A 20,770-nucleotide genomic window follows, 5' to 3' on the forward strand; every position below is an offset into this window, starting at 1 on the left:
TGAATGTCAGGTGGTTTTATAAAGATACCAGCCATCACCTATATCCCTTAGCATGATCAGGTTGCCACCATAAATATCCGGCAGATCTTTTTTATCTTTTACATACAGAAAACCTACCCAGTTATCAATGATGCCTCCAATGGTAAAATCGATGTTTTTGCCGTTGTCTTCTGTGTCTGTTGAAACGCTTTCTATCAGCAGTTTTTTATAGGCCGGTTCCATATTTTTAAGGAGTGGCTTTTCTGATTTGCTGTCGGATGGCTTGCGCTGCATTTCTGCCAGGGCACTATCTTTTAGCTGATTGAATGCCTGTTTGTTATCCAGGAAGTGCTGCACGATACTATCATCTGGCTGCAATACCAATTTGATATTTCCAATCAGGAAATGATAGTCATCCATGGAAGTCAGCATCTTCAGCGCATTACCGGCCTTGTCTTTTTGTGCGGCATCGATAAGTGTGTCAAGGTAACCTTGCGGCATTTGTTCCAGCTCTTCCAGTTCGGCCTGTAGCATACCTGTCATGGCAAGAGAGTTGATCGCTGCCAGTTTCCAGACAGTATCCTTGCGCATGGTCAGGTAATAGTCGGTAGTTTTGCCATCAGGCAGCAGAACGGTCATATTCACCAGCGCCAGACTATCATGCAGTTCATTTAATAACTTCCATTTAAAGGTAGCTCCGGGGAAATCTTTTGCGCCGGGAACAAGCGTATCTTTTGTGGCAAAGTCTCCTGTAAGATGGCGATGTATATCAGGAGAGGGCTGATGTGCGTAAATCATTTTTGCAACATCCAGTGGGCCGTCGTTTTTGGTGATGATCTGTTTGCAGCTGCAATGCCAGATCAATACAATCAACAGCGCCAAACAGGGTCTGAAGTAATTTTTCATAGCATATATTAAACGTAATAAAGATACGACTATCTGACGGGTGATGTATCTTGATAATTCTAAAAAAAATTGCTATCTTATGGTGTTAAGATTCAGTTCGTTATAATAATGTGTAGGTAGCTTTGCCTTGAAGAATATTCCCTAATTTCGTAATAAACCAACAATAGCTATGGCATCAAAGCATATCAAGCAGGTAATAGTGATGAGGAAGGATCTCAACATGAGAAAAGGAAAAATGATCGCGCAGGGAGCCCATGCCAGTATCGCTTTCCTGACACGGCAGGCCACCATTGAAGGCAACGTTTTACAGACACACCTGCGTAACCCCGAAGAGGTATTGGAGTGGATGACAGAAGGATTTAAGAAAATTTGTCTGAGCGTCGACTCAGAAGAAGAACTGGACCGTATCTATCAGCAAGCCGTCGACGACGGGCTGGTAGCCACGCTGATCACTGATTCCGGGCTGACGGAATTTGGTGGCATCCCTACTAAAACCTGTTGTGCTATCGGCCCCAACAGAAATGAAGATATAGACAGGATTACCAAAGACCTGAAACTATTATAGTATAGCCGAAAACGTTATCGAATCAATCCTGGCTACTATAAATTTTTTTAGGAAGATGTGTTTGCATGACGGTATGTAATTCCCTGAAGGATAGCGGCTTTTTAAGATAGGCGAGGACGCCGGCCTTCAGCATTTCCTCGTGATCATTGGTTGTTCCGCTACTGAATGCATCACCCGAAACAATAATTACAGGTATATCTTCATATCCGGGTATCTGCCGGATTCTGTTTAACATCTCCCTGCCATCCATTACCGGCATATGGGAATCGGAAATGATAAGATCAGGTTTTTGCGCGATGGCCGCATCCAGGCCTTCTTGTCCGTTATCGGTAATAACGGCCACAGCACCGGTTTTGCAGACGAACTTCTCAATAATCTGCTGGTTCATCTGATTATCATCTACAATCAATACCTTCAGCCCTTCAAATTCGAGTTCATTGATTTCTGTTGTAGCGGACGCAGATGGTGGCAATGGTTGCTCTCTAAAGAGTGGATTGTTTTCCAGCGGCATGGTAAATGCAAAAGTTGTGTACATGCCATCGCAGGTAACACTGATTTTTCCATCCAGGCGTTCAATTAGTTTTTTGGTAAGATGAAGACCAATGCCAGTGCCTTCCAGGAAGGTATTTCTTTCCGACTCGAAAGGCATAAAAATCGTACTGATCTTATCCTGACTTAATATTCCCTGATTACGTACACAGAATGCGGCATGAGTATCCTGGTGATGTGCCGTAATCAATATTTCACTATCTGCGCTGGAGAACTTCACGGCATTGGATAACAGATTGTTCAGAATTTTCTTAAACACAATATCATCATAGCAGGCTTCTGTAGTTTCCAGTTGAAAGTCAAGCGATATCTTTAGTTTTCGCAGGTTGGCCACATATTGATTCATCTGGATACAGGATGTTATACTCTCGCGGAGATTCGCTTTTTCTTTCTTGATTTCATAAAATTTACCTGCTTCTATTCTTTTAAAATCCAGTACGTTGTCGATAATTTCTTTTGCCAGCAGACTGGATGCCAGCACATTTTTTATCTCCGGCGAAATTTCCTGCATATATGGATCTTCGCTATGTTTTTTATGGATCATGTCCAAAAGCTGGGCGGCACCGAACAGGCTGTTAAGCGGGGTACGGATCTCATGGAATGTTTCTCTTAAAAAGGCTGCATTGGCCTTATTGCTGAGACGTAGCTGGCCAAGTAAGCTATCTATTTCCTTTACAAATACAAACATCACAAAAATGATGAAAAACAGCATCCCGGCGGTGGTGCATATACGCATGATTAATGCACTGGATGGGGCAATGGGTATAGGGTGGATGATCTGAAAGTAATCGTTTGCATGGATCATGACCAGCAATGCAACAACAGCCATAATAGAAAATGCGCGCAGGCGCTTATCTGTATATATCAGGAAGAAGCCACAGATAAGAAAAACAATCAGAAAGGCGCCCACCACTTCAACGGGAATAGCATTTCCCAGTAAGGTGGTCCAGTAAGCGGCTGAAATATAATGAAGTGCAAACATGCCGCTGTTTGCCAGGTCTTTCCTGCCAGCCTTATTGAATCCAATAACTGTCAGCATACCGATGCCTTCCAGCACTAAGGGTATGAGGATATACAGACTATTAACAAGATAATAAAACACACCCCCAAGTATAAATACGAGCATGGCCGTCCAGCATGCCAGGATGTTAATATACCTGGTGAGCCTTCCTTCCTGCCCGTTTACATCTTCAACCCCTGCAGTTGCTATGTGGTGGAAAAGCGTTTTTAGATTTTGATACAGACGCATGTGTTTCCGGATTGTGGATGTTTCATGGCTACATTGATATAATAACCCAATATAATTCAATTATAATGTGTTTTTATATATCAAATGTTAATAAGTCTGATAGTTTATTGCTATTTTTTCTACATACCTGGCATTGACGGTTAAAATACGCTATGCCGTTAAGTTGTTAAGGGCCGCAGTTCCGGTGATGGGTGGGGATGACCGTTTGTCAAATTAACACTTGAATAAGCTCGTTCAATTAAGTATTTTACCGGTCTGTTCCCTGTACCCAAATGCCAGTATAGGATATAAAAACCAATTTTTACCGCTTATGAAGAGATTAATACTCGGGTGTGCCGCCTTTTTGCTTGCCACCAGTACCTATGCCCAGGAAAATGCCCTCTGGCTTAGGAACCCCGCTATCTCCCCGGATGGTAATGCCATTGTTTTCGGGTATAAAGGCGATATCTACCGCGTAGACGCCAAAGGTGGTGTAGCAGTGCCACTCACCATCCACGAAGCACATGACATGATGCCTGTCTGGAGCCACGATGGTAAATCCATTGCCTTCGCCAGCGACCGTTACGGTAACTTCGACGTTTTCGTTATGCCGGCAACAGGTGGTACGCCAGTACGCCTTACCACCAACAGCGCCGCGGATTATCCGTACGATTTCACGCCGGATAATAAGCAGGTGCTTTTCGGTAGCGCAAGAAATGCACCGGCAGCCAGCGTACGCTTCCCGAACCGCATCTTCCGCAATATGTACACCGTGCCGGTAACAGGTGGAAGACCTGTACTGCTCAGTGCCGCAGGTGCGGATGTTGCCCACTACAACCAGAATGGCAGCAAAATCATCTTCCAGGACCGTAAAGGCTACGAAGATCCAATGCGTAAACACCACGTTTCCGCTGTAACCCGCGATATATGGGTGATGGACGTGGCCAAAGGTACCTATCAGCAGGTATCGGGTTATGTTGGGGAAGACAGAGATCCTGTATTCGGCGCCAACGATGACATCTACTACCTCAGCGAAAACGGCGGTATCTCTCAGAACCTCTTCAAAGGCTCCCTGAAAGATAAAAGCAAAATGACGCAGCTGACCAGCTTCAAAGATAATCCCGTACGTGGACTGTCTAAATCTGATAACAATACTTTCTGCTTTACCTATAACGGTGAAATATATACGCTGAAAGAAGGCGAAAAACCTCGCAAAGTAGGCGTACAGGTAATGAACGATGGCCGTGAAGGTGTCGTGAAAAATATGCCTGTTGCCGGCAATACCACCGAATTTGCCATCAGCCCCGATGGTAAACAGATGGCTTTTGTAGCCAGAGGTGAGGTGTATGTTTCCAGCACAGACGGTAACATGACCAAACGTATTACCAATACACCGCAGCAGGAAAGAATGATTGCCTGGTCGCCGGATGGTAAAAAGCTGATCTATGCCGCAGAACGTAACGGTAACTGGGATATCTACCAGACTACGGTTGTACGCAGTGAAGAGCCGTATTTCTTCAATGCAACCCTGCTGAAGGAAGAACCAGTGATCGCTACTTCCGCAGAAGAATTTGAACCAGTGTTCTCTCCTGATGGTAAAGAAATTGCCTACGTGGAAGACCGTAATATCCTGAAGGTTTTCAATATCGCCAGCGGTAAATCCAGGACTATCCTGCCCGAAGGACATAACCATTCCTATGCTGATGGTGACTGGTCTTTCGCCTGGAGTCCGGACAGCAAATGGCTGGTTGTCGATGACGAGAAAAATTACTTCGGTGCTTCCAATGCTGCCATCATTCCTGCTGACGGAAAAGGCAGCGCCTTCTATCCGGTCAACAGTGGCTTCGGTGAAGGTGATGCAAGATGGTCTGCCGATGGTAAAGTAATGACCTGGGCCAGCGCCCGCGAAGGCCGTAAGTCTCTTGCCAAACAAGGTAGCCGTGAGGTAGATATCTTCGCGGTATTCTTCGACCAGGAAGCATACGATAAATTTAAACTGTCCAAAGACGAGTTCAGTCTGCTCAAAGATGGCAGCGAGGCCAAACCGGCTAAAGACTCTGCAAATAAGTCTAAAGACAGCGCAGCTGCTAAAAAGCCATTCACGCCTGATTTCAACAACCTGGATAATCGTCGGGTGAAACTCACGATCAATAGCTCTTCTATCAGCGACTATGCAGTGAATAAAGATCTCAGCAAAGTATTCTATACGGCTGCTTTTGAAAAGGGATACGATCTCTGGGTTACTGAACCAAGAACCGGTGAAACCAAAATCCTGGCAAAACTGGGTGGCTCTCCTGGTAGTTTAAGCCTGAGCAAAGACGGCAATACTATTTTTGTGAGTAATCGCGGTAGTGTGGTGAAAGTGGATGCAGCTTCCGGCAAGGTTACGCCGATCAGCAACAACACAGAAATGGCGCTGGACCTGGCTAAAGAACGCGAATACATCTACTGGCACGCATGGAAACAGGTGAAAGAGAAATTCTATGATCCTAAACTCCACGGCGTTGACTGGAAAATGTATGGCGATAACTACGCCCGTTTCCTCCCGTATATTAGCAATAACTATGATTTTGAGGAATTGCTGGGCGAGCTGCTGGGTGAACTGAATGCTTCCCATACTGGTGGCCGTTATGGGGCGATGATTCCTAATGGTGATATTACTGCCAGTCTTGGCCTGCTCTACGATGAAACCAGCAATGGCGACGGTCTGAAAGTGGATGAGATAATTGCCGGTGGTCCGCTGGATAAATCTTCCAGCAAACTGAAAAAAGGTAATATCATTGAGAAAATCGATGGCCTGGCTATCACAGCCAGTGCAGACTGGTCTGCACTGCTGAACCGTAAAGCCGGCAGCTATGTGCTGTTGAGCATTTATGATCCTGCTACCAAACAACGTTGGGACGAAACCGTTAAGCCTATCACCGTAGGTGAGGAGTCTGGCCTGATGTACAAACGTTGGGTAAACATGATGTCGAAGATGGTTGATAAACTGAGTGGTGGTAAAGTGGGCTATGTGCATGTACAAGGCATGAACGACGCCAGCTATCGTTCTGTTTACGATGAGGTGAATGGTAAAAATCAAGGTAAGAAAGCACTGATCGTAGATACCCGTTTCAATGGTGGCGGCTGGCTGCATGATGATCTGTACAGCTTCCTCAGCGGCAAGAAATACCTGGAGTTTGCACCACAGGGCAACCGCCTGAATGGTGGTGAGCCAGTGGGTGTATGGCAGGGTGTTAGCTGTGTGCTGATGAGCGAAAGTAATTACAGTGATGCCTTTATCTTCCCTTATGTATATAAACAGGGGCACCTGGGTAAACTGATCGGTATGCCCGTTGCGGGTACTGGTACGGCTGTATGGTGGGAAACACAGATAGATCCGTCGCTGATATTCGGTATTCCGATGATAGCTACTATCGGTAAGGAAAACCGTCCTACGGAAAACTTACAGGTAGAACCGGATATCCGTGTTCCACTGGCTTACGAAGAATTCCTCGCGGGTAAAGATGCCCAGCTGGAAGCTGCAGTGAAGGAAATGCTGGAAGAAATCAAATAAGCACCTAAGCTTGAATTATAACAGGGGCTGCCTTCTACTCAGTAGAGCGCAGCCCCTGTTTTGTTTTTTTAATTAGTTAGAAAGAGAGAGGATGTTTTCCCTTGTTTTTTGTCGCAATGGCCCCCCATAGGAATCTAAATAATTATATAATTTTCGGCCCTGTTCCCTGTACCGGATGTATAGGGTAAAACCCAATTTTTTTTCCGCTTATGAAGAGAATCGTTCTCGGGTGCGCTGCCTTGTTACTGGCCACCACAACCTATGCCCAGGAGAATGCCCGCTGGCTTAGGAATCCCGCAATCTCCCCGGATGGTAAAACTATCTTATTTGGTTACAAAGGTGATATCTACCGTGTGGATACTAAAGGTGGAGTAGCTGTTCCGCTTACCATCCATGAGGCACATGATATGATGCCCATATGGAGCCATGATGGTAAATCTATCGCCTTTGCCAGCGACCGCTATGGTAATTTTGATGTGTTCGTAATGCCCGCAACGGGCGGCACACCGGCAAGACTCACCACTAACAGTGCCGCTGATTATCCTTATGATTTTTCACCGGATAATAAGCAGGTGCTTTTCGGTAGCATCCGGAACGCTCCGGCAGCCAGCATCCGGTTCCCTTTCCGCTTTTTCCGTAATATGTATACCGTGCCGGTAACAGGGGGAAAACCTGTATTAGTCAGCGCTGCAAGTGCCGATGCGGCTCATTATAACCAGAACGGCAGCAGGATCATCTTCCAGGACAGAAAAGGCTTTGAAGACCCCATGCGCAAACACCACGTATCATCTATCACCCGCGATATATGGGTAATGGATGTAGCCAAAGGCTCCTATCAGCAGGTATCTGGTTATATTGGGGAAGACAAAGAGCCGTTATTCGGTGCAAACGATGATATCTACTACCTCAGCGAAAACGGTGGGATCTCTCAGAACCTCTTCAAAGGCACGCTCACAGATAAAAGCAACATGAAGCAACTCACCAGCTTCACGAATCATCCGGTACGCGGACTGTCAAAATCCGACAAGAATATCTTTTGTTTTACTTATAACGGTGATATATATACGCTGAAAGAAGGTGAGCAACCGCAGCTGGTAAAGGTGCAGGTAATGAACGATGGCCGCGAAGCGGTAGTGAAAAATATACCTGTTAGCGGCAACATCACAGAATTTGCCATCAGCCCGGATGGTAAACAGATGGCCTTCGTTGCAAGAGGAGAGGTGTATGTTTCAGGTACTACGGGTAACATGACCAAACGCATTACCAATACGCCGCAACAGGAAAGGTCGGTGGCCTGGTCGCCGGATGGTAAAAAACTGATTTATGCCGCTGAACGAAACGGTAACTGGGATATCTATCAGTCTACAGTAGTTCGTAGTGAAGAGCCTTACTTCTTTAACGCCACACTGCTCAAAGAAGAGCCTATCATCGCTACCGATGCGGAAGAATTTCAACCCGCTTTCTCTCCGGATGGTAAAGAAATTGCGTATATCGAAAACCGCAATATCCTGAAGGTATTCAATATTGCCAGCGGTAAATCGTGGACAATTCTCCCGGAAGGGCATAACCATTCCTATGAAGATGGCGACTGGAGCTATGCCTGGAGCCCCGACAGCAAATGGATCGTTACGGATGATCAGAAAAATTACTATGATGGCTGCAATGCTGCCATCATCCCCGCCGATGGGAAAGCCACTGCTTTCTATCCCATCAACAGCGGTTTCGGTGAACACCATTCAAAATGGTCTGATGATGGCAAGGTAATGACCTGGACAAGCAGCCGCGAAGGCCGTAAATCACTGGATAAAGATACAGACCATGAGCAGGACATCTTCGCCGTATTCTTTGATCAGGAAGCTTACGATAAATTTAAGCTCACCAAAAATGAATTCAGTCTGCTGAAAGACAGCGGTGATATTAAACCGGCTAAAGATGTTGACATAGCTAAAAAGTCTGTCATACCTGATTTTACCGACCTGGAAAATCGCCAGGTAAAACTTACGGTCAACAGCGCTTCTATCAGTGATTATGTCGTAAATAAGGATCTCAGCAAAATTTACTATACCGCTGCTTTTGAAAAAGGTTACGATCTCTGGGTGACCATACCACGAACCGGTGAAACCAAAATCCTGGCTAAACTGGGAAGTACGGAAGGTAAACTCAGTCTGAGCAACGATGGCAACGCCATATTTCTGAGCAATGGCGGTAGTGTGGTGAGTATAGATGTTGCTTCCGGTACAGTAACACCTGTCAGCGACAAAACAGAAATGGCGCTGGATCTCGCTAAAGAGCGTGAATTTATTTACTGGCATGCATGGAAGCTGGTGAAAGATAAATTCTATGATCCTGCCCTTCATGGGGTAGACTGGAAAATGTATGGTGATAATTATGCCAGCTTTCTGCCTTATATCAGCAATAACTATGATTTCGAAGAGCTGTTGAGTGAGCTGTTGGGTGAACTGAATGCTTCCCATACAGGTGCGCAGTATAGCCCCGAAATTCCGAATGGAGACGTAACTGGCTGTCTGGGCCTGCTTTATGATGAAACCAATGCCGGCGACGGCCTGAAGGTGGATGAGGTAATTGCCGGTGGCCCGCTGGGTAAATCTTCCGCTAAACTAAAACCAGGGAATATTATTGAAAAAATTGATGGTCATGCGATTACTGCAAAAGACGACTGGTCGGCCTTTCTTAACCAGAAAGCGGGCCGCCAGGTGCTGCTAGGTATTTATGATCCTGCCAGCAAACAACGTTGGGAAGAAACCGTTAAACCTATCACTGCAAAACAGGAGTCTGCCCTGCTATATAAACGCTGGGTGGCCAGGATGACAAAGATGGTAGATCAGCTAAGTGATGGTAAGGTGGGCTATGTACATATTAGAAACATGACTGACGCTGGTTTCCGCACCGTTTACGAAAAGGCATTGGGGAAATATAAAGATAGAAAGGCGCTGATCGTAGATACCCGTTTCAACACTGGCGGTATGTTGCACGATGAACTATGCTCCTTCCTCAGTGGCAAGAAATACCTGGAGTTTGCGCCACAGGGTAATCGTTTGAGTGGTGGTGAGCCAATGGGAGTATGGCAGGGCGTTTCCTGTGTGCTGATGAGCGAAGCGAATTACAGTGATGCTGCGGTGTTTCCATATGTATATAAACAAAGGCAGCTGGGTAAACTGATCGGTATGCCGGTAGCAGGTACGGGGACGGCTGTATGGTGGGAACCGCAGATAGACCCTACGCTGATCTTCGGTGTTCCGGCTATAGGCATTATAGGTAAGGAAAACAGGCCTATTGAGAACTTGCAGGTAGAACCGGATATACGTGTACCATTGCCTTTTGAAGAATTTCTTGTGGGTAAAGATGCGCAGCTGGAAGCAGCAGTTAAGGAGATGTTAGCAGCAATCAAATAGGCTTGAAATATACGAGTGGCTGGTCGCTAAGTAGTAGCAACCAGCCACTTATAGAAATGATATCAGGATAAATGCTATGACAGCCGCGATTCCGGTGGTGAGGAAATTAACCATATCGTTTTTGATCCAGCCTTTTCGCTCAAAGGCTGCCCCTAGCAGGGAGTCGAAATAATTGCCCAGGATACCCCCAATAAATATAATAACGGGATCGCGTAAACGAGGATGGAAACAGGCATATATTAAAGCGATCATGGCTGCCCCTGCTGCACCTATCAGGGTGCCTTCCAGGCTTACCACGCCATCCAGTCCGCGTTGGTCTCTTTTGAAACTGAGTATGTTATAAAATCTTTTGCCATAAACGGTACCCAGTTCTGAACTTAAAGTGTCTGCGGTAGCTGCGGCCAGACTGGCTGCAACTATTATTTCCAGTTCTTTAATGGATAATTCAAATAGGAGAATGCCGGCAACAAAAGCAGCCACACCGCCATTGGCCAGCACCTGCCAGGCGTCACGCTGTTGGCTATGTGCAGGGATACCTTTAAGCGCTTCCTTGTACGATTGCTTGTGCTTAGTTGCCCATACCGCCGAAAGAAAGAAAACTGCCAGCAGAAGCAGCCCCAGATACCCCGTACCCACATAAATGGAAGTTGCTACCAAAAAACCGGCAATACCTCCGCCTATAGTCAGCTTTTTCTTCATTACTGCAGCTACAGCGGCAAATATCACAAGGATGATCACAATGATACGAAGCATATTTTACGGCATATAAGCGTCAAAAATAGACAAAAAAATTAATGTCTCCCGGTCAGGGATATACCGAACCATTGTCCTGTTCTATTGTTATAACTTTTATTTAGTGAGATAGAATTGCCATCCGGATATAGCTGCCCTGTTACTTAATGTTAAGTATTGTTATTTAGTGTTAGACATCGCAGTAATGATTAACAAATAGCAGTTCACGGCCCGAAGTTTGGCAGCTGAATGATATATCAATAATACTCCCGGAATTAATGGACTATAATACAGATTGGATTATGTCGCTGTCTTATCGGTTAAAACAACTCCTGCTACCTGCCTTGCCAGGACCGCTGCTATGTCTGCTGCTATGCCTGCATGCAACTAACGTAAAGGCACAAACGCCGGTGCCACCACCGGAGGATTCTGTTACCTCCGTTGTGTGGAGCCTCCAGGATTGCCTCAATTATGCGGCCAGGTACAATATTAATCTGAATAGCCTCCGGCTGACGAAACTAAGCAGTGAGCAGGACCTCATTCTTTCCAGGGCGGCAAAACTGCCTAACCTCAATGCTACGGTCGGACAAAATTTTACCGGTGGCAAAAATGTCAATGAATCCTATGTACTGTCTGCCTCCGGAAATTACAGTATCAACTCCAATGTGACTTTATACAACGGTGGTTTTCTCAATAAAGATATCCAGCAGAAAAACCTGTTATTACAGGTTGCTGACCTGAATGTGACTGCACAGATGAACGATATCACCCTGCTGATCACACAAGCCTATTTAAGCATCTTGCTGGCGAAAGAAAATATAGTTTACGTAAAAGATGTAGTGACCACTTCGGAAGCCCAGGTAAAACAGGCACAGCAACAATACGATGTAGGGAGCCTGGCCCTGGTAGGCCTCGTGCAGCTGCAGGCCCAGCTGGCAAATGATAAATACCTGCTGGTAACGGCAGAGAATACACGCCGGCAGAATCTCCTGACACTCAAGCAAATACTACAGCTGCCCACCGGCAAGCCTTTCGATATTATCTCTCCTGATACCCTGATTGGGGCCGGAATGCTCACTCCCGTGCAGGAGGCACAACAACAGGCTTTTGATACCCGCCCGGAAATAAAAGCCGGTAATGTCGGCGTAGATGTGGCTAAGCTGGACCTGGCAAAGGCAAAAACCGGTTATCTTCCAGTACTGACCGCTGGTGGCGCACTCGCCAGCAACTATGCCACAGGCCTCAATAATGCGTACCTGAAACAGCTGGACAATAACTTCTATCAGCAAATCGGACTAACACTCTCCGTACCCATCTTTACAAGAAAGGTCAATAAGACCAATGTGGAAAAGGCAAAGATAGAAGTAGATCAGTCTGATCTCAGTTTGCAGAATACCAAAGTCAACCTCTCGCAAACAGTAGAACAGGCATATATAAACGTTTTAAATGCACAGAGCCAGTATGATGCGGCGGTCGAACAGTATAAGTATAACCAGGAAAGTTATCGTATCGCCAATGAAACACTGAAGATCGGTGCTGCCAATATTGTACAGTACCTGCAGCAGAAAAACCTCTATATACAAGCCTTACAGGCTTATATACAGGCGAAATATAATGCTGCACTCACTATCCGAATCTATGATTTTTACAGGGGCGTCCCGGTAAAACTATAAATGCTTTTAGCTATGGGAAAGTATAAACGGCTGATAATATCTATTGTGGTGGTGGTAGCAGCCCTGCTGCTGATCTGGTTCTTCTTTATCCGTAAAAAAGGCGCCACGGTTACCTTTACCACGGAAGCACCAGCCTATGGTCATATAGCCACTACCGTTACTGCTACCGGCACTATTCAGCCGGTGGATACGGTAGCTGTAGGTACACAGGTATCAGGTACGCTTAAATACCTGTATGCCGACTTTAACTCCGCCGTGAAAAAAGGACAGCTACTCGGACAGCTGGACCAGTCTTTGTTTCAGGCTGCAGTGGATCAATATAAAGGTATGCTGGCCAGTGCAAAAAGTCAGCTGGTATTCCAGCAGGCAAACTACGGCCGTCAGGAACAGTTATATAAAACCGGCGCCATCAGCAGGGCGGATTACGATAATTCTACCTACCTGCTCAACAACGCAAAAGCAAGCGTGGCAAGCAATGCCGCCCAGCTGGCATCGGCAGAGAAAAACCTGGAGTTCAGTAACATCTATTCACCGATCGATGGCGTTGTGCTGAACAGGAATGTGAGCGTCGGACAAACAGTAGCGGCTTCTTTCAGTACACCAACACTCTTTGTGATCGCCAGAGATATTACTAAAATGCAGGTGCAGGCCAGTGTGGATGAAGCAGATATCGGAAACGTGAAAGACAGTCAGCGTGTATCCTTTACCGTTGATGCCTACCTGGATGATGTGTTTGCAGGGCATGTACAGGAAATCCGCCTGCAGCCCACCGTTTCATCGAATGTGGTGACCTACACCACTATCATCAATGCCACGAATGATCAGATGAAACTCAAGCCCGGCATGACGGCCAACGTAACGATATATACCGCCGAAAGGGACAGTGCGCTGCTCATACCCGTACGTGCGTTGAAATATCGCCCGGACTCCACTGTTCTTGGCAGTAAATATGTACTCATTTCTGCGGTAAGCAAACACGAGAAGGCTACTCCAAAGGATACTAATGTGGTGACCAACATCACATCAAAGAGAGACGGAGAAGTCAACTATGTATGGGTGTTACGGGGAGATACCCTCCAGCAGAAACGTATACGGACAGGCCTGAACGACAATACACATCTGGAAGTATTGCATGGCCTGTCGCCCGATGATATGGTTATTACCGGTCAGGATAACGGCAGTAGCGGGGCGGCTCCTACGGCTCAGGGCACCAGTAGTCCATTCCTGCCAAAAATGGGACGTAAGCGATGAGCAAGAAAATTCTTGAAATAGACAATATCCGTCGGGAATTCAGGATGGGAACGGAGGTCGTGCATGCGCTGAAAGGGGTTCACTTTTCAGTGAGTGCAGGCGAATTTGTTACCATCATGGGAAGTAGCGGCAGTGGTAAAAGTACCTTGCTGAATATCCTGGGTTGCCTGGACAAACCTACCTCTGGTAACTATCTGCTGGATGGTATGAGCGTAGGTAATATGGGAAAGAATGAGCTGGCAAGAGTAAGAAATCTGAAGATAGGATTTGTTTTCCAGTCGTATAACCTGCTGGCAAGAACTTCTGCGCTGGAAAATGTAGAACTGCCGCTATTTTATAACAAGGAAATTTCGGCACACGAACGCCGCGAAAAAGCCATCAAAGCACTGGAGGCAGTTAAACTGGCAGATCGCCTGGACCATAAGCCCAATCAGCTTTCCGGTGGTCAGCAGCAACGTGTGGCCATTGCCCGGGCGCTGGTGAATGATCCGGTGATGATCCTCGCCGATGAGGCCACCGGTAACCTGGATACCCGCACCTCCTACGAGATCATGTCACTGATGCAGGACCTCAACAAGGAAGGTAAAACGATCATATTCGTAACACATGAACCTGATATTGCCGCATTCAGTAGTCGCACCGTGATGCTGAGAGACGGTAAAGTGCAGAAAGATACTATTAATGATAACATTCGTTCCGCAAAAGAAGCGCTGGCAGCGCTACCGGTATCGGACGATTATTAATTCCGGAACATGAGTGTATTCAATCTCATACGACTGGCATTGCTGGCCCTTCAGCGTAATAAACTCAGGGCCTTCCTGACCATGCTGGGTATTATCATCGGGGTGGCCGCTGTAATTGCCATGGTGGCAATAGGACAGGGGTCTAAGGAGAGTATACAGACGCAGCTTGGCAACATGGGTTCCAACATGGTGACCATTATGCCTGCCAGCAATGTAGCCGGTGGTGCACGTTTAGACGCTTCGACCGTGCAAACGCTCACCATTGCTGATGTGCGGGCATTGCAGAAACAGGCCACCTTACTGACAGCTGTTTCTCCTGTATCCAGCTCAAAAGGACAGGCCATTTCTGGTGCCCTCAACTGGCCAACAACGCTGCAGGGAGGTAATACAGACTACTTCGATATACGAAAACTGACACTGAAAGATGGTATCCTCTTCTCGGAATCGGATGTAGCTTCAGCAGCCAAGGTATGTATCATCGGACAAACAGTAATCGATAACCTGTTTCCCAGCGGTGAAAGCCCTATCGGCAAAATTATCCGCTTTAATAAAATCCCCCTGCAGGTGATCGGAACACTGGTGCCTAAAGGACAAAGTTCGTTCGGGCAAGACCAGGACGATATCATCGTGGCGCCCTATACCACGATCATGAAGCGCGTACTGGCTACTACCTATCTGCAGAATATTTTTGCCTCTGCTGTCAGCGAAGACCAGTCTGATGCTGCTGTTGATCAGATTACCACCATCCTCCGGGAAACACACCGGCTTCGCCCGGGTGATGAAAATAATTTTCAGGTAAGAACAATGGCGGAACTGATCAAAACGCTCAGTTCCACCAGTAGTCTGCTGACGATATTGTTGACCGCCATTGCCGGTATATCACTGATTATCGGTGGTATTGGTATCATGAATATCATGTACGTATCTGTTACAGAGCGTACCCGAGAAATAGGCCTGCGTATGTCTATAGGCGCCAGGGGGCGCGATATCCTTCTTCAGTTCCTGGTAGAAGCCATTCTTATAAGTGTCACCGGCGGTATCATTGGGGTGATACTTGGCGTCAGTGCCAGCACCATTATTTCACTGACGTTAGGATGGCCAACATTAGTATCGCAGAGTAGTATTGTACTCTCTTTTATGGTGTGTGCGCTCACCGGCGTTTTCTTCGGCTATTACCCTGCCCTGAAGGCTTCCCGCCTGGATCCTATCGAGGCGTTGCGCTACGAATAACTTATTTTCTGGGAATAAAATTCCATCTTAAACCAGTACTGAGATAGTAGTTGGTGCCAAGCCTGTATTGAGGTTTTTCCTTAAACATTTCTGACAGCTTCTTTTCAGAAAAGGTAGCGCTGTTGATGAGCATCACGCCACCGGCAACCACAGCGTCCAGGTGTTTGCCCAGATGCCAGGTGTTTTCCAGCCCGGTGGTCATCTGCATGGAGCCCATCAGTCGTTTGTTGTTTTTGAAATGGGAGAGGTCATACGTGGCGCCGGTCATACGTAATGCCAGGGCCAGGTCTGTGTATTTGTTAAGTGCTGTGGAGACGCTAGCCTTTTCGGGAAACTGGATATCAACACGGAATTTATTTCCGGAGTTCCAGCCGATATAAAAGCCCGGTAACACCATGGGGGTACCGAATGTATTGGTAAGCACGGCACCGAAACCATAGGAGAAATGCGGGTTTTTTGTTTTGATGAACAGCACGCCTCCCTGCACAAAGATATCTTGCCCGTTGATATCTTCGAGGTCCGTACCCAGGGAGACGCCTGCGATGCCCATCATAGCCCAGCGGTTACGCATAGTATGGTAATATTGAAATGCGATTGTTGCATTCAGCAGTTCTTTAGGAAATATCTGGTCCTCGTAATCTTTGTTTTCCAGCTGTGTATAGCTGGCCGCCATGCGTACAGACAGGCTGTTAACTTTCCTGGTGGCGGTATCGAGGTGATTGAATATGTTGAAGCCTGCACCGAAATTATAACGACGCTGGCTGGTGGTGGAAGCCGTTTTTACGCTGTCTTCCGGCCGGATATAATGGGAAGATGGCAGGTAATCTGCACTGACCGCGATGCCCGGGCCATTCAATGAGGCGGGCCCCAGCTGGGCATAGCCTTTACCGGCCAGTGTAATAAAAAAGAGAAATGGAATGCCGCGACGGATGGATCTAAAATTGTTGCAGGTATGCATGACTTTTGATATATAGTTTAGGTATCGACACGATATCTACCTGCTACCCCTATCTCTCTCTGAAAAAAAATATGATATATAGAAAATTAAAAAATACAATCCTGTATTAACATTTCAGTAACTCGTATTGTTATTAAGCTATCAAACAGACCTACAAACACCCCTTTTTTATGATGAAAACCGCATTAATCCTGGTATTTGTGTGCTTCAGCAGTTTCGTATATGCGCAATCGAATGATAATGATTTAGCGGTTATCCAGAAAGTTTTTGGTAAAGAGAAAAGAGACCTGGTGAGTAAATTCATGGGCTTTGATACCAAACCTAATGATCCTTTCTGGGCGTTGTATGACCAGTATGAAGGCGATCGTCAGAGCCTGAGCAGGGAGCGCCTCTCTATTCTGCAGGATTATAGCCGTATGTATGAAACGCTGGATGATGAATCTGCCACGTCGCTGGCTAAACGATTATTCTCGAATGATATGGCTTATGTTAAATTTCATGAACGTTATTTCAAAAAATTTTCCAAAATAATGGGTGGTAAAAATGCAGCGAAGTTCATGCAGTTTGAACTGTACCTGCAAAATGCCATAAAGATGTCTATCCTGAACTCTATCCCTTTCATTGGTGAACTCAAAATGAACACAGATTCTTTACCGGCGCACTAGCAGTCTGGTCGAGATTGAACCAATAAAAAAGTCTGCATCAGTAATTGGTGCAGACTTTTTTAGTTTAGATTCCGCCTGCGGCGGGCTATCTCGCAAAGCAGCATAAGCAGCAAAGCAGCATAAGACCTGCATTTTGTTAATAACAAAAAAAGATGTTCTTTATAGTTTGTTAGACAACAAAACATATTCCTCTGCTGCTTTGCTGCTTATGCTGCTTTGCGAGCAAAAAAAGCGCCGCAGGCGCCTGCAATTATTGTGGTTTGTGTGGTGCGTAGTCGTAGCTAACCATCCAGTTAACACCGAATTTATCTGTGAGCATTCCAAAGTAAGCGTTCCAGAAGGTTTTGGCCATTGGCATGGTAACGGTGCCACCTGCGGATAATCCGTTGAAAACCTTGTTGGCTTCATCTTCAGAGTCGACATGTACGGCTACATTGAGGTTAGAGGCCTCAATCGGGCGTTGGTAGGCTTTAGGAGCATCACTGCCCATTAAAACGGTACCGCCTTTAAAGGGTAAAGATACGTGCATGATTTTGTCTTTCTCGGAAGGGTCGCTTGGGAATTCAGCGGGCATTTCACTGAAGCGGGACAGCATATAAAACTCTCCGCCGAAAACGGATTTGTAGAGGTTGAATGCTTCTTCGCAGTTGCCGTTGAAGTTCAGATAAGGATTTACACTTGCCATAAAAATTTATTTTTATTGGTGGATAATTACATCTTTAATATCGACACAAAAATACGACCCTACACAAACGAGTATGCTGTGTTATTTCGACAAATTGAGGGGAAAATCCGACACTACAGATCTTCCCGGGTGAGTGCGTGGAAAAGGTTTTGCAACTGATGTACGTGTGCCAGTGATCTGCCGTAGGGCACCAGTCCGGCAGGACTTTCCGCTACGGGTTGAAAGTTGCCGTCTTTGCAGGAAATATGAACACTATGCAGCCGGTTGTATTTCAGGGAATATACGCATGGATCTTCGCCATGTGCAGGATCACCCTGGATAAAGCCGAAATTTTCCAGCCAGGAGATATCCAGTGGGATGGGGTTGGCTTTCTGACAGGGAATTTTACTGAGCGGCAGGCCACTGTTATAGATATAGCCCTGCCATACCCCTTCTACAGGAAACACCGTTTCCTGCATGTTGCGGTCAAAATAGGCCACCAGGTTGCCAGTTCGTATATCCGTCTCCTCTATCATTACAAAAGCTGTTATTGCAAATATAAAGAACCCGGCATTAACTTTAAATTGCAGCCAGATATGATAGTTACATTACAATTAAGTGGGGGCGATCAGCAATATTTTAATGCCCTGCGCGATGCGCATTATCCTAAGCGGTTCAATTATCTGCAGGCACATATCACACTGTTTTACAAGCTGCCGGAAGACCATCCGGAAGTAATGACCATCCTGGCTGATGCTGCCAGAGTAGCGCCTTTTACACTGGAAGTAACGCATATCTTCAGCTTCGGCCCCGGCGTGGCTTTTAGTTTGCAGGATGAGGCGTTAACCCAGTGGCATACCGGACTACAGGCCCGGCTGGCGCCTTATCTCATCCGCCAGGACCAGCAGCCGCTGCACCCGCATATTACCATTCAGAATAAAGTGACCACTTTCAAGGCAACACAGCTGCAGGCTTCCCTGATGGCGTCATTCCAGCCTTTTTTCGTGAAAACCACCGGGTTACAAACCTGGCGTTATCTCAAAGGCCCCTGGAAAGCCCTGTCAGAATACCCCTTTCAGGGGTGAAACACCGTACAGCCAGATTTTTCGTATATATGGTGAGCTTGTTGATATACCATAACCCTTTGTTGACTGCCACGTATGGATAGATTTTATCAGTACCTGCGTCATTACACCAATCATCCGCTGGAAGAAAATGAGCGGAATATGTTGGCTGAAGCCTTTGTGCTGCGCAGGTTTAGAAGAAAACAATATCTCCTCCAGGAAGGAGATGTATGCAGACATTTATCGCTGATTACCAAAGGAGCGATGCGCCAGTATTCTGTTGATGAGAAAGGAGTGGAGCATATTGTTCAGTTTGGTATAGAAAACTGGTGGATGTCTGACAGAGAAAGTTTTGAACTGGGCTCCATATCGAAGTATAATATCGATGCCTGGGAAGATACCGAAGTGCTGCAAATCGGCTACGACGATTGGTGGACTTTACGCAACGCCATTCCTGCCATGCGTATCCTTACTGCAGAAATGGATAAACGGCATTCTATTGCTGCACAGAAACGGATTCATGCTGCCATTACCCTTACCGCAGAAGAAAGGTACCTGCTCATGCTGCAACATCAGCCGGCATTTGTACAGCGCTTTCCGCAGAACATGATCGCCTCTTACCTGGGTATATCCCCTGAAACACTCAGCCGTATCAGGAAACAGGCTTTTCTACGCGGCGACTGACCGCCTGTCGTGGCTTGATATTTGTCAATTCTCTTTCTTGCGGTATATCATTTGAGAACGCTGTTGTTTGGAAGATCTTCGTATTGTTAAATCAATTGTTCTCCAAACAACAAGGATATCGGTATGCGAGAATTGAATACCCGGCATATCCTGCTGATTCATGGCGCGTTTATCTCCGCAGCTGCCTGGAATAGCTGGAAGGCATTTTTCGAAAGCAAAGGATATAAAGTATTGGTACCCCCATGGCCTCAACAACAGGAGCCCGCTCCGGTGCTGAGGCAAAACTTCCCCGACCCGTTGCCCGCTTCCATAAGGCTGAAGGACCTGGTACAGTATTACGCCGATATCGCCACCGCACAACCGGAATTACCGGTATTGCTCGGGCATGGCGCCGGCGGACTGATCACACAGCTGTTATTGCAATGTAATGCCGGAGCTGCCGGTATTACCATCAACAGCCTGCCCCCACCCGGTTTGTATTCACTCAACTACGCATTTCTAAAATCTAACTTCAGAAAACTGGGATATTATACTTCCGCCAGTAATCCCTATCGGATGAGTTACAATGAATGGCAGCAGGGTTTTACGAATGGCATGCCGGAAGAGCAGCAACGAAACAGCTATGAACAATATGTGATACCTGCCTCCCGGCGGCTGTTGCGCGATTGCGCAGGCAGTGCTGCCCGGGTAGATTTCAGTAAACCACATGTACCACTGTTGCTGCTTGCCGGAGATAATGATCAAACGATCCCTGCTTCCGTGGCATACAAAAATTTTAAAAAATATAAACAAAACGGATATCTGACTGAATTCAGCCAGCTTCCCGGCCGCAATCATTTTATGATTGGCCAGCCCACCTGGGAGGAAGATGCTGCATTCATTCTGAACTGGATCCGGTCAAAATAAAATT

17 protein-coding genes are annotated in these 20,770 nt (G+C 46.4%); 11 read left to right on the top strand and 6 right to left on the bottom strand.

All coding sequences use genetic code 11. The features are described from left to right. Positions 1-6: 6 nt before the first annotated feature. Positions 7-885, bottom strand: coding sequence for a hypothetical protein (locus F3J22_RS16820; RefSeq protein ID WP_167019111.1), 879 nt, complete (start codon positions 883-885; stop codon positions 7-9). 169 nt (positions 886-1,054) lie between these two features. On the opposite strand from F3J22_RS16820, the gene pth2 reads away from it, so the two are divergent. Beyond that, positions 1,055-1,450: an aminoacyl-tRNA hydrolase gene (gene pth2, locus F3J22_RS16825; protein WP_167019112.1), complete on the top strand. Its 396-nt coding sequence runs from the start codon at positions 1,055-1,057 to the stop codon at positions 1,448-1,450. A 22-nt stretch (positions 1,451-1,472) separates the two neighbouring features. On the opposite strand, the gene F3J22_RS16830 is transcribed toward pth2, so the two are convergent. Continuing rightward, a complete protein-coding gene (locus F3J22_RS16830; RefSeq protein WP_167019113.1) occupies positions 1,473-3,248 on the bottom strand; it encodes a response regulator in 1,776 nt (591 codons plus the stop codon). 310 nt (positions 3,249-3,558) lie between these two features. On the opposite strand from F3J22_RS16830, the gene F3J22_RS16835 reads away from it, so the two are divergent. Next, positions 3,559-6,783, top strand: coding sequence for a S41 family peptidase (locus tag F3J22_RS16835; protein ID WP_167019114.1), 3,225 nt, complete (start codon positions 3,559-3,561; stop codon positions 6,781-6,783). Positions 6,784-6,992: 209 nt separating this feature from the next. Then, positions 6,993-10,196, top strand: coding sequence for a S41 family peptidase (locus F3J22_RS16840; RefSeq protein ID WP_167019115.1), 3,204 nt, complete (start codon positions 6,993-6,995; stop codon positions 10,194-10,196). A 48-nt stretch (positions 10,197-10,244) separates the two neighbouring features. Here F3J22_RS16840 and F3J22_RS16845 read toward each other — a convergent pair whose 3' ends face one another. Beyond that, the gene (locus F3J22_RS16845; protein WP_167019116.1) at positions 10,245-10,949 is read right to left on the bottom strand and encodes a DUF92 domain-containing protein; all 705 of its coding nucleotides are present in this window, start codon (positions 10,947-10,949) and stop codon (positions 10,245-10,247) included. A gap of 257 nt (positions 10,950-11,206) precedes the next feature. Here F3J22_RS16845 and F3J22_RS16850 point away from each other — a divergent pair, with 257 nt between their 5' ends. Genes F3J22_RS16850 through F3J22_RS16865 form a run of 4 tightly spaced genes read left to right on the top strand, consistent with a single transcriptional unit; the run spans position 11,207 to position 15,825 of the window. Next, the gene (locus F3J22_RS16850; RefSeq protein ID WP_240155116.1) at positions 11,207-12,601 is read left to right on the top strand and encodes a TolC family protein; all 1,395 of its coding nucleotides are present in this window, start codon (positions 11,207-11,209) and stop codon (positions 12,599-12,601) included. 12 nt (positions 12,602-12,613) lie between these two features. After that, complete coding sequence (locus F3J22_RS16855) at positions 12,614-13,852, top strand: efflux RND transporter periplasmic adaptor subunit (RefSeq protein ID WP_167019117.1); 1,239 nt, start codon at positions 12,614-12,616, stop codon at positions 13,850-13,852. Next, positions 13,849-14,595 carry an ABC transporter ATP-binding protein gene (locus F3J22_RS16860; RefSeq protein WP_205195381.1) on the top strand — a complete coding sequence of 249 codons (747 nt, stop codon included), beginning with the start codon at positions 13,849-13,851 and terminating at the stop codon, positions 14,593-14,595. The genes F3J22_RS16855 and F3J22_RS16860 overlap by 4 nt, the downstream gene beginning before the upstream one ends. A gap of 9 nt (positions 14,596-14,604) precedes the next feature. Continuing rightward, the gene (locus tag F3J22_RS16865) at positions 14,605-15,825 is read left to right on the top strand and encodes an ABC transporter permease (RefSeq protein ID WP_167019118.1); all 1,221 of its coding nucleotides are present in this window, start codon (positions 14,605-14,607) and stop codon (positions 15,823-15,825) included. Between the two features lies 1 nt (position 15,826). Here the strand turns inward: F3J22_RS16865 and F3J22_RS16870 are convergent, their stop codons facing one another. Further along, the gene (locus tag F3J22_RS16870; protein ID WP_167019119.1) at positions 15,827-16,783 is read right to left on the bottom strand and encodes a DUF6268 family outer membrane beta-barrel protein; all 957 of its coding nucleotides are present in this window, start codon (positions 16,781-16,783) and stop codon (positions 15,827-15,829) included. A gap of 170 nt (positions 16,784-16,953) precedes the next feature. Here F3J22_RS16870 and F3J22_RS16875 point away from each other — a divergent pair, with 170 nt between their 5' ends. Continuing rightward, entirely contained in the window at positions 16,954-17,448 is a 495-nt protein-coding gene (locus tag F3J22_RS16875; protein ID WP_167019120.1) for a hypothetical protein, read from the top strand. A 250-nt stretch (positions 17,449-17,698) separates the two neighbouring features. On the opposite strand, the gene F3J22_RS16880 is transcribed toward F3J22_RS16875, so the two are convergent. Beyond that, a complete protein-coding gene (locus F3J22_RS16880) occupies positions 17,699-18,133 on the bottom strand; it encodes a VOC family protein (protein WP_167019121.1) in 435 nt (144 codons plus the stop codon). Positions 18,134-18,246: 113 nt separating this feature from the next. Beyond that, the gene (locus tag F3J22_RS16885; protein WP_167019122.1) at positions 18,247-18,648 is read right to left on the bottom strand and encodes a hypothetical protein; all 402 of its coding nucleotides are present in this window, start codon (positions 18,646-18,648) and stop codon (positions 18,247-18,249) included. Between the two features lie 60 nt (positions 18,649-18,708). Between F3J22_RS16885 and F3J22_RS16890 the strand changes: the two genes are divergently transcribed. The 3 genes from F3J22_RS16890 to F3J22_RS16900 all read left to right on the top strand — a co-directional run bounded on the left by F3J22_RS16890 (position 18,709) and on the right by F3J22_RS16900 (position 20,766). Next, positions 18,709-19,197 carry a 2'-5' RNA ligase family protein gene (locus F3J22_RS16890; RefSeq protein WP_167019123.1) on the top strand — a complete coding sequence of 163 codons (489 nt, stop codon included), beginning with the start codon at positions 18,709-18,711 and terminating at the stop codon, positions 19,195-19,197. A gap of 75 nt (positions 19,198-19,272) precedes the next feature. Beyond that, entirely contained in the window at positions 19,273-19,860 is a 588-nt protein-coding gene (locus F3J22_RS16895; protein ID WP_167019124.1) for a Crp/Fnr family transcriptional regulator, read from the top strand. Between the two features lie 123 nt (positions 19,861-19,983). Beyond that, positions 19,984-20,766 (top strand): alpha/beta hydrolase, encoded by a 783-nt coding sequence (locus F3J22_RS16900; RefSeq protein WP_167019125.1) that lies wholly within the window; start codon positions 19,984-19,986, stop codon positions 20,764-20,766. Positions 20,767-20,770: the final 4 nt, after the last annotated feature.

The sequence above is a fragment of the Chitinophaga sp. Cy-1792 genome (assembly GCF_011752935.1).
Lineage (GTDB): Bacteria > Bacteroidota > Bacteroidia > Chitinophagales > Chitinophagaceae > Chitinophaga.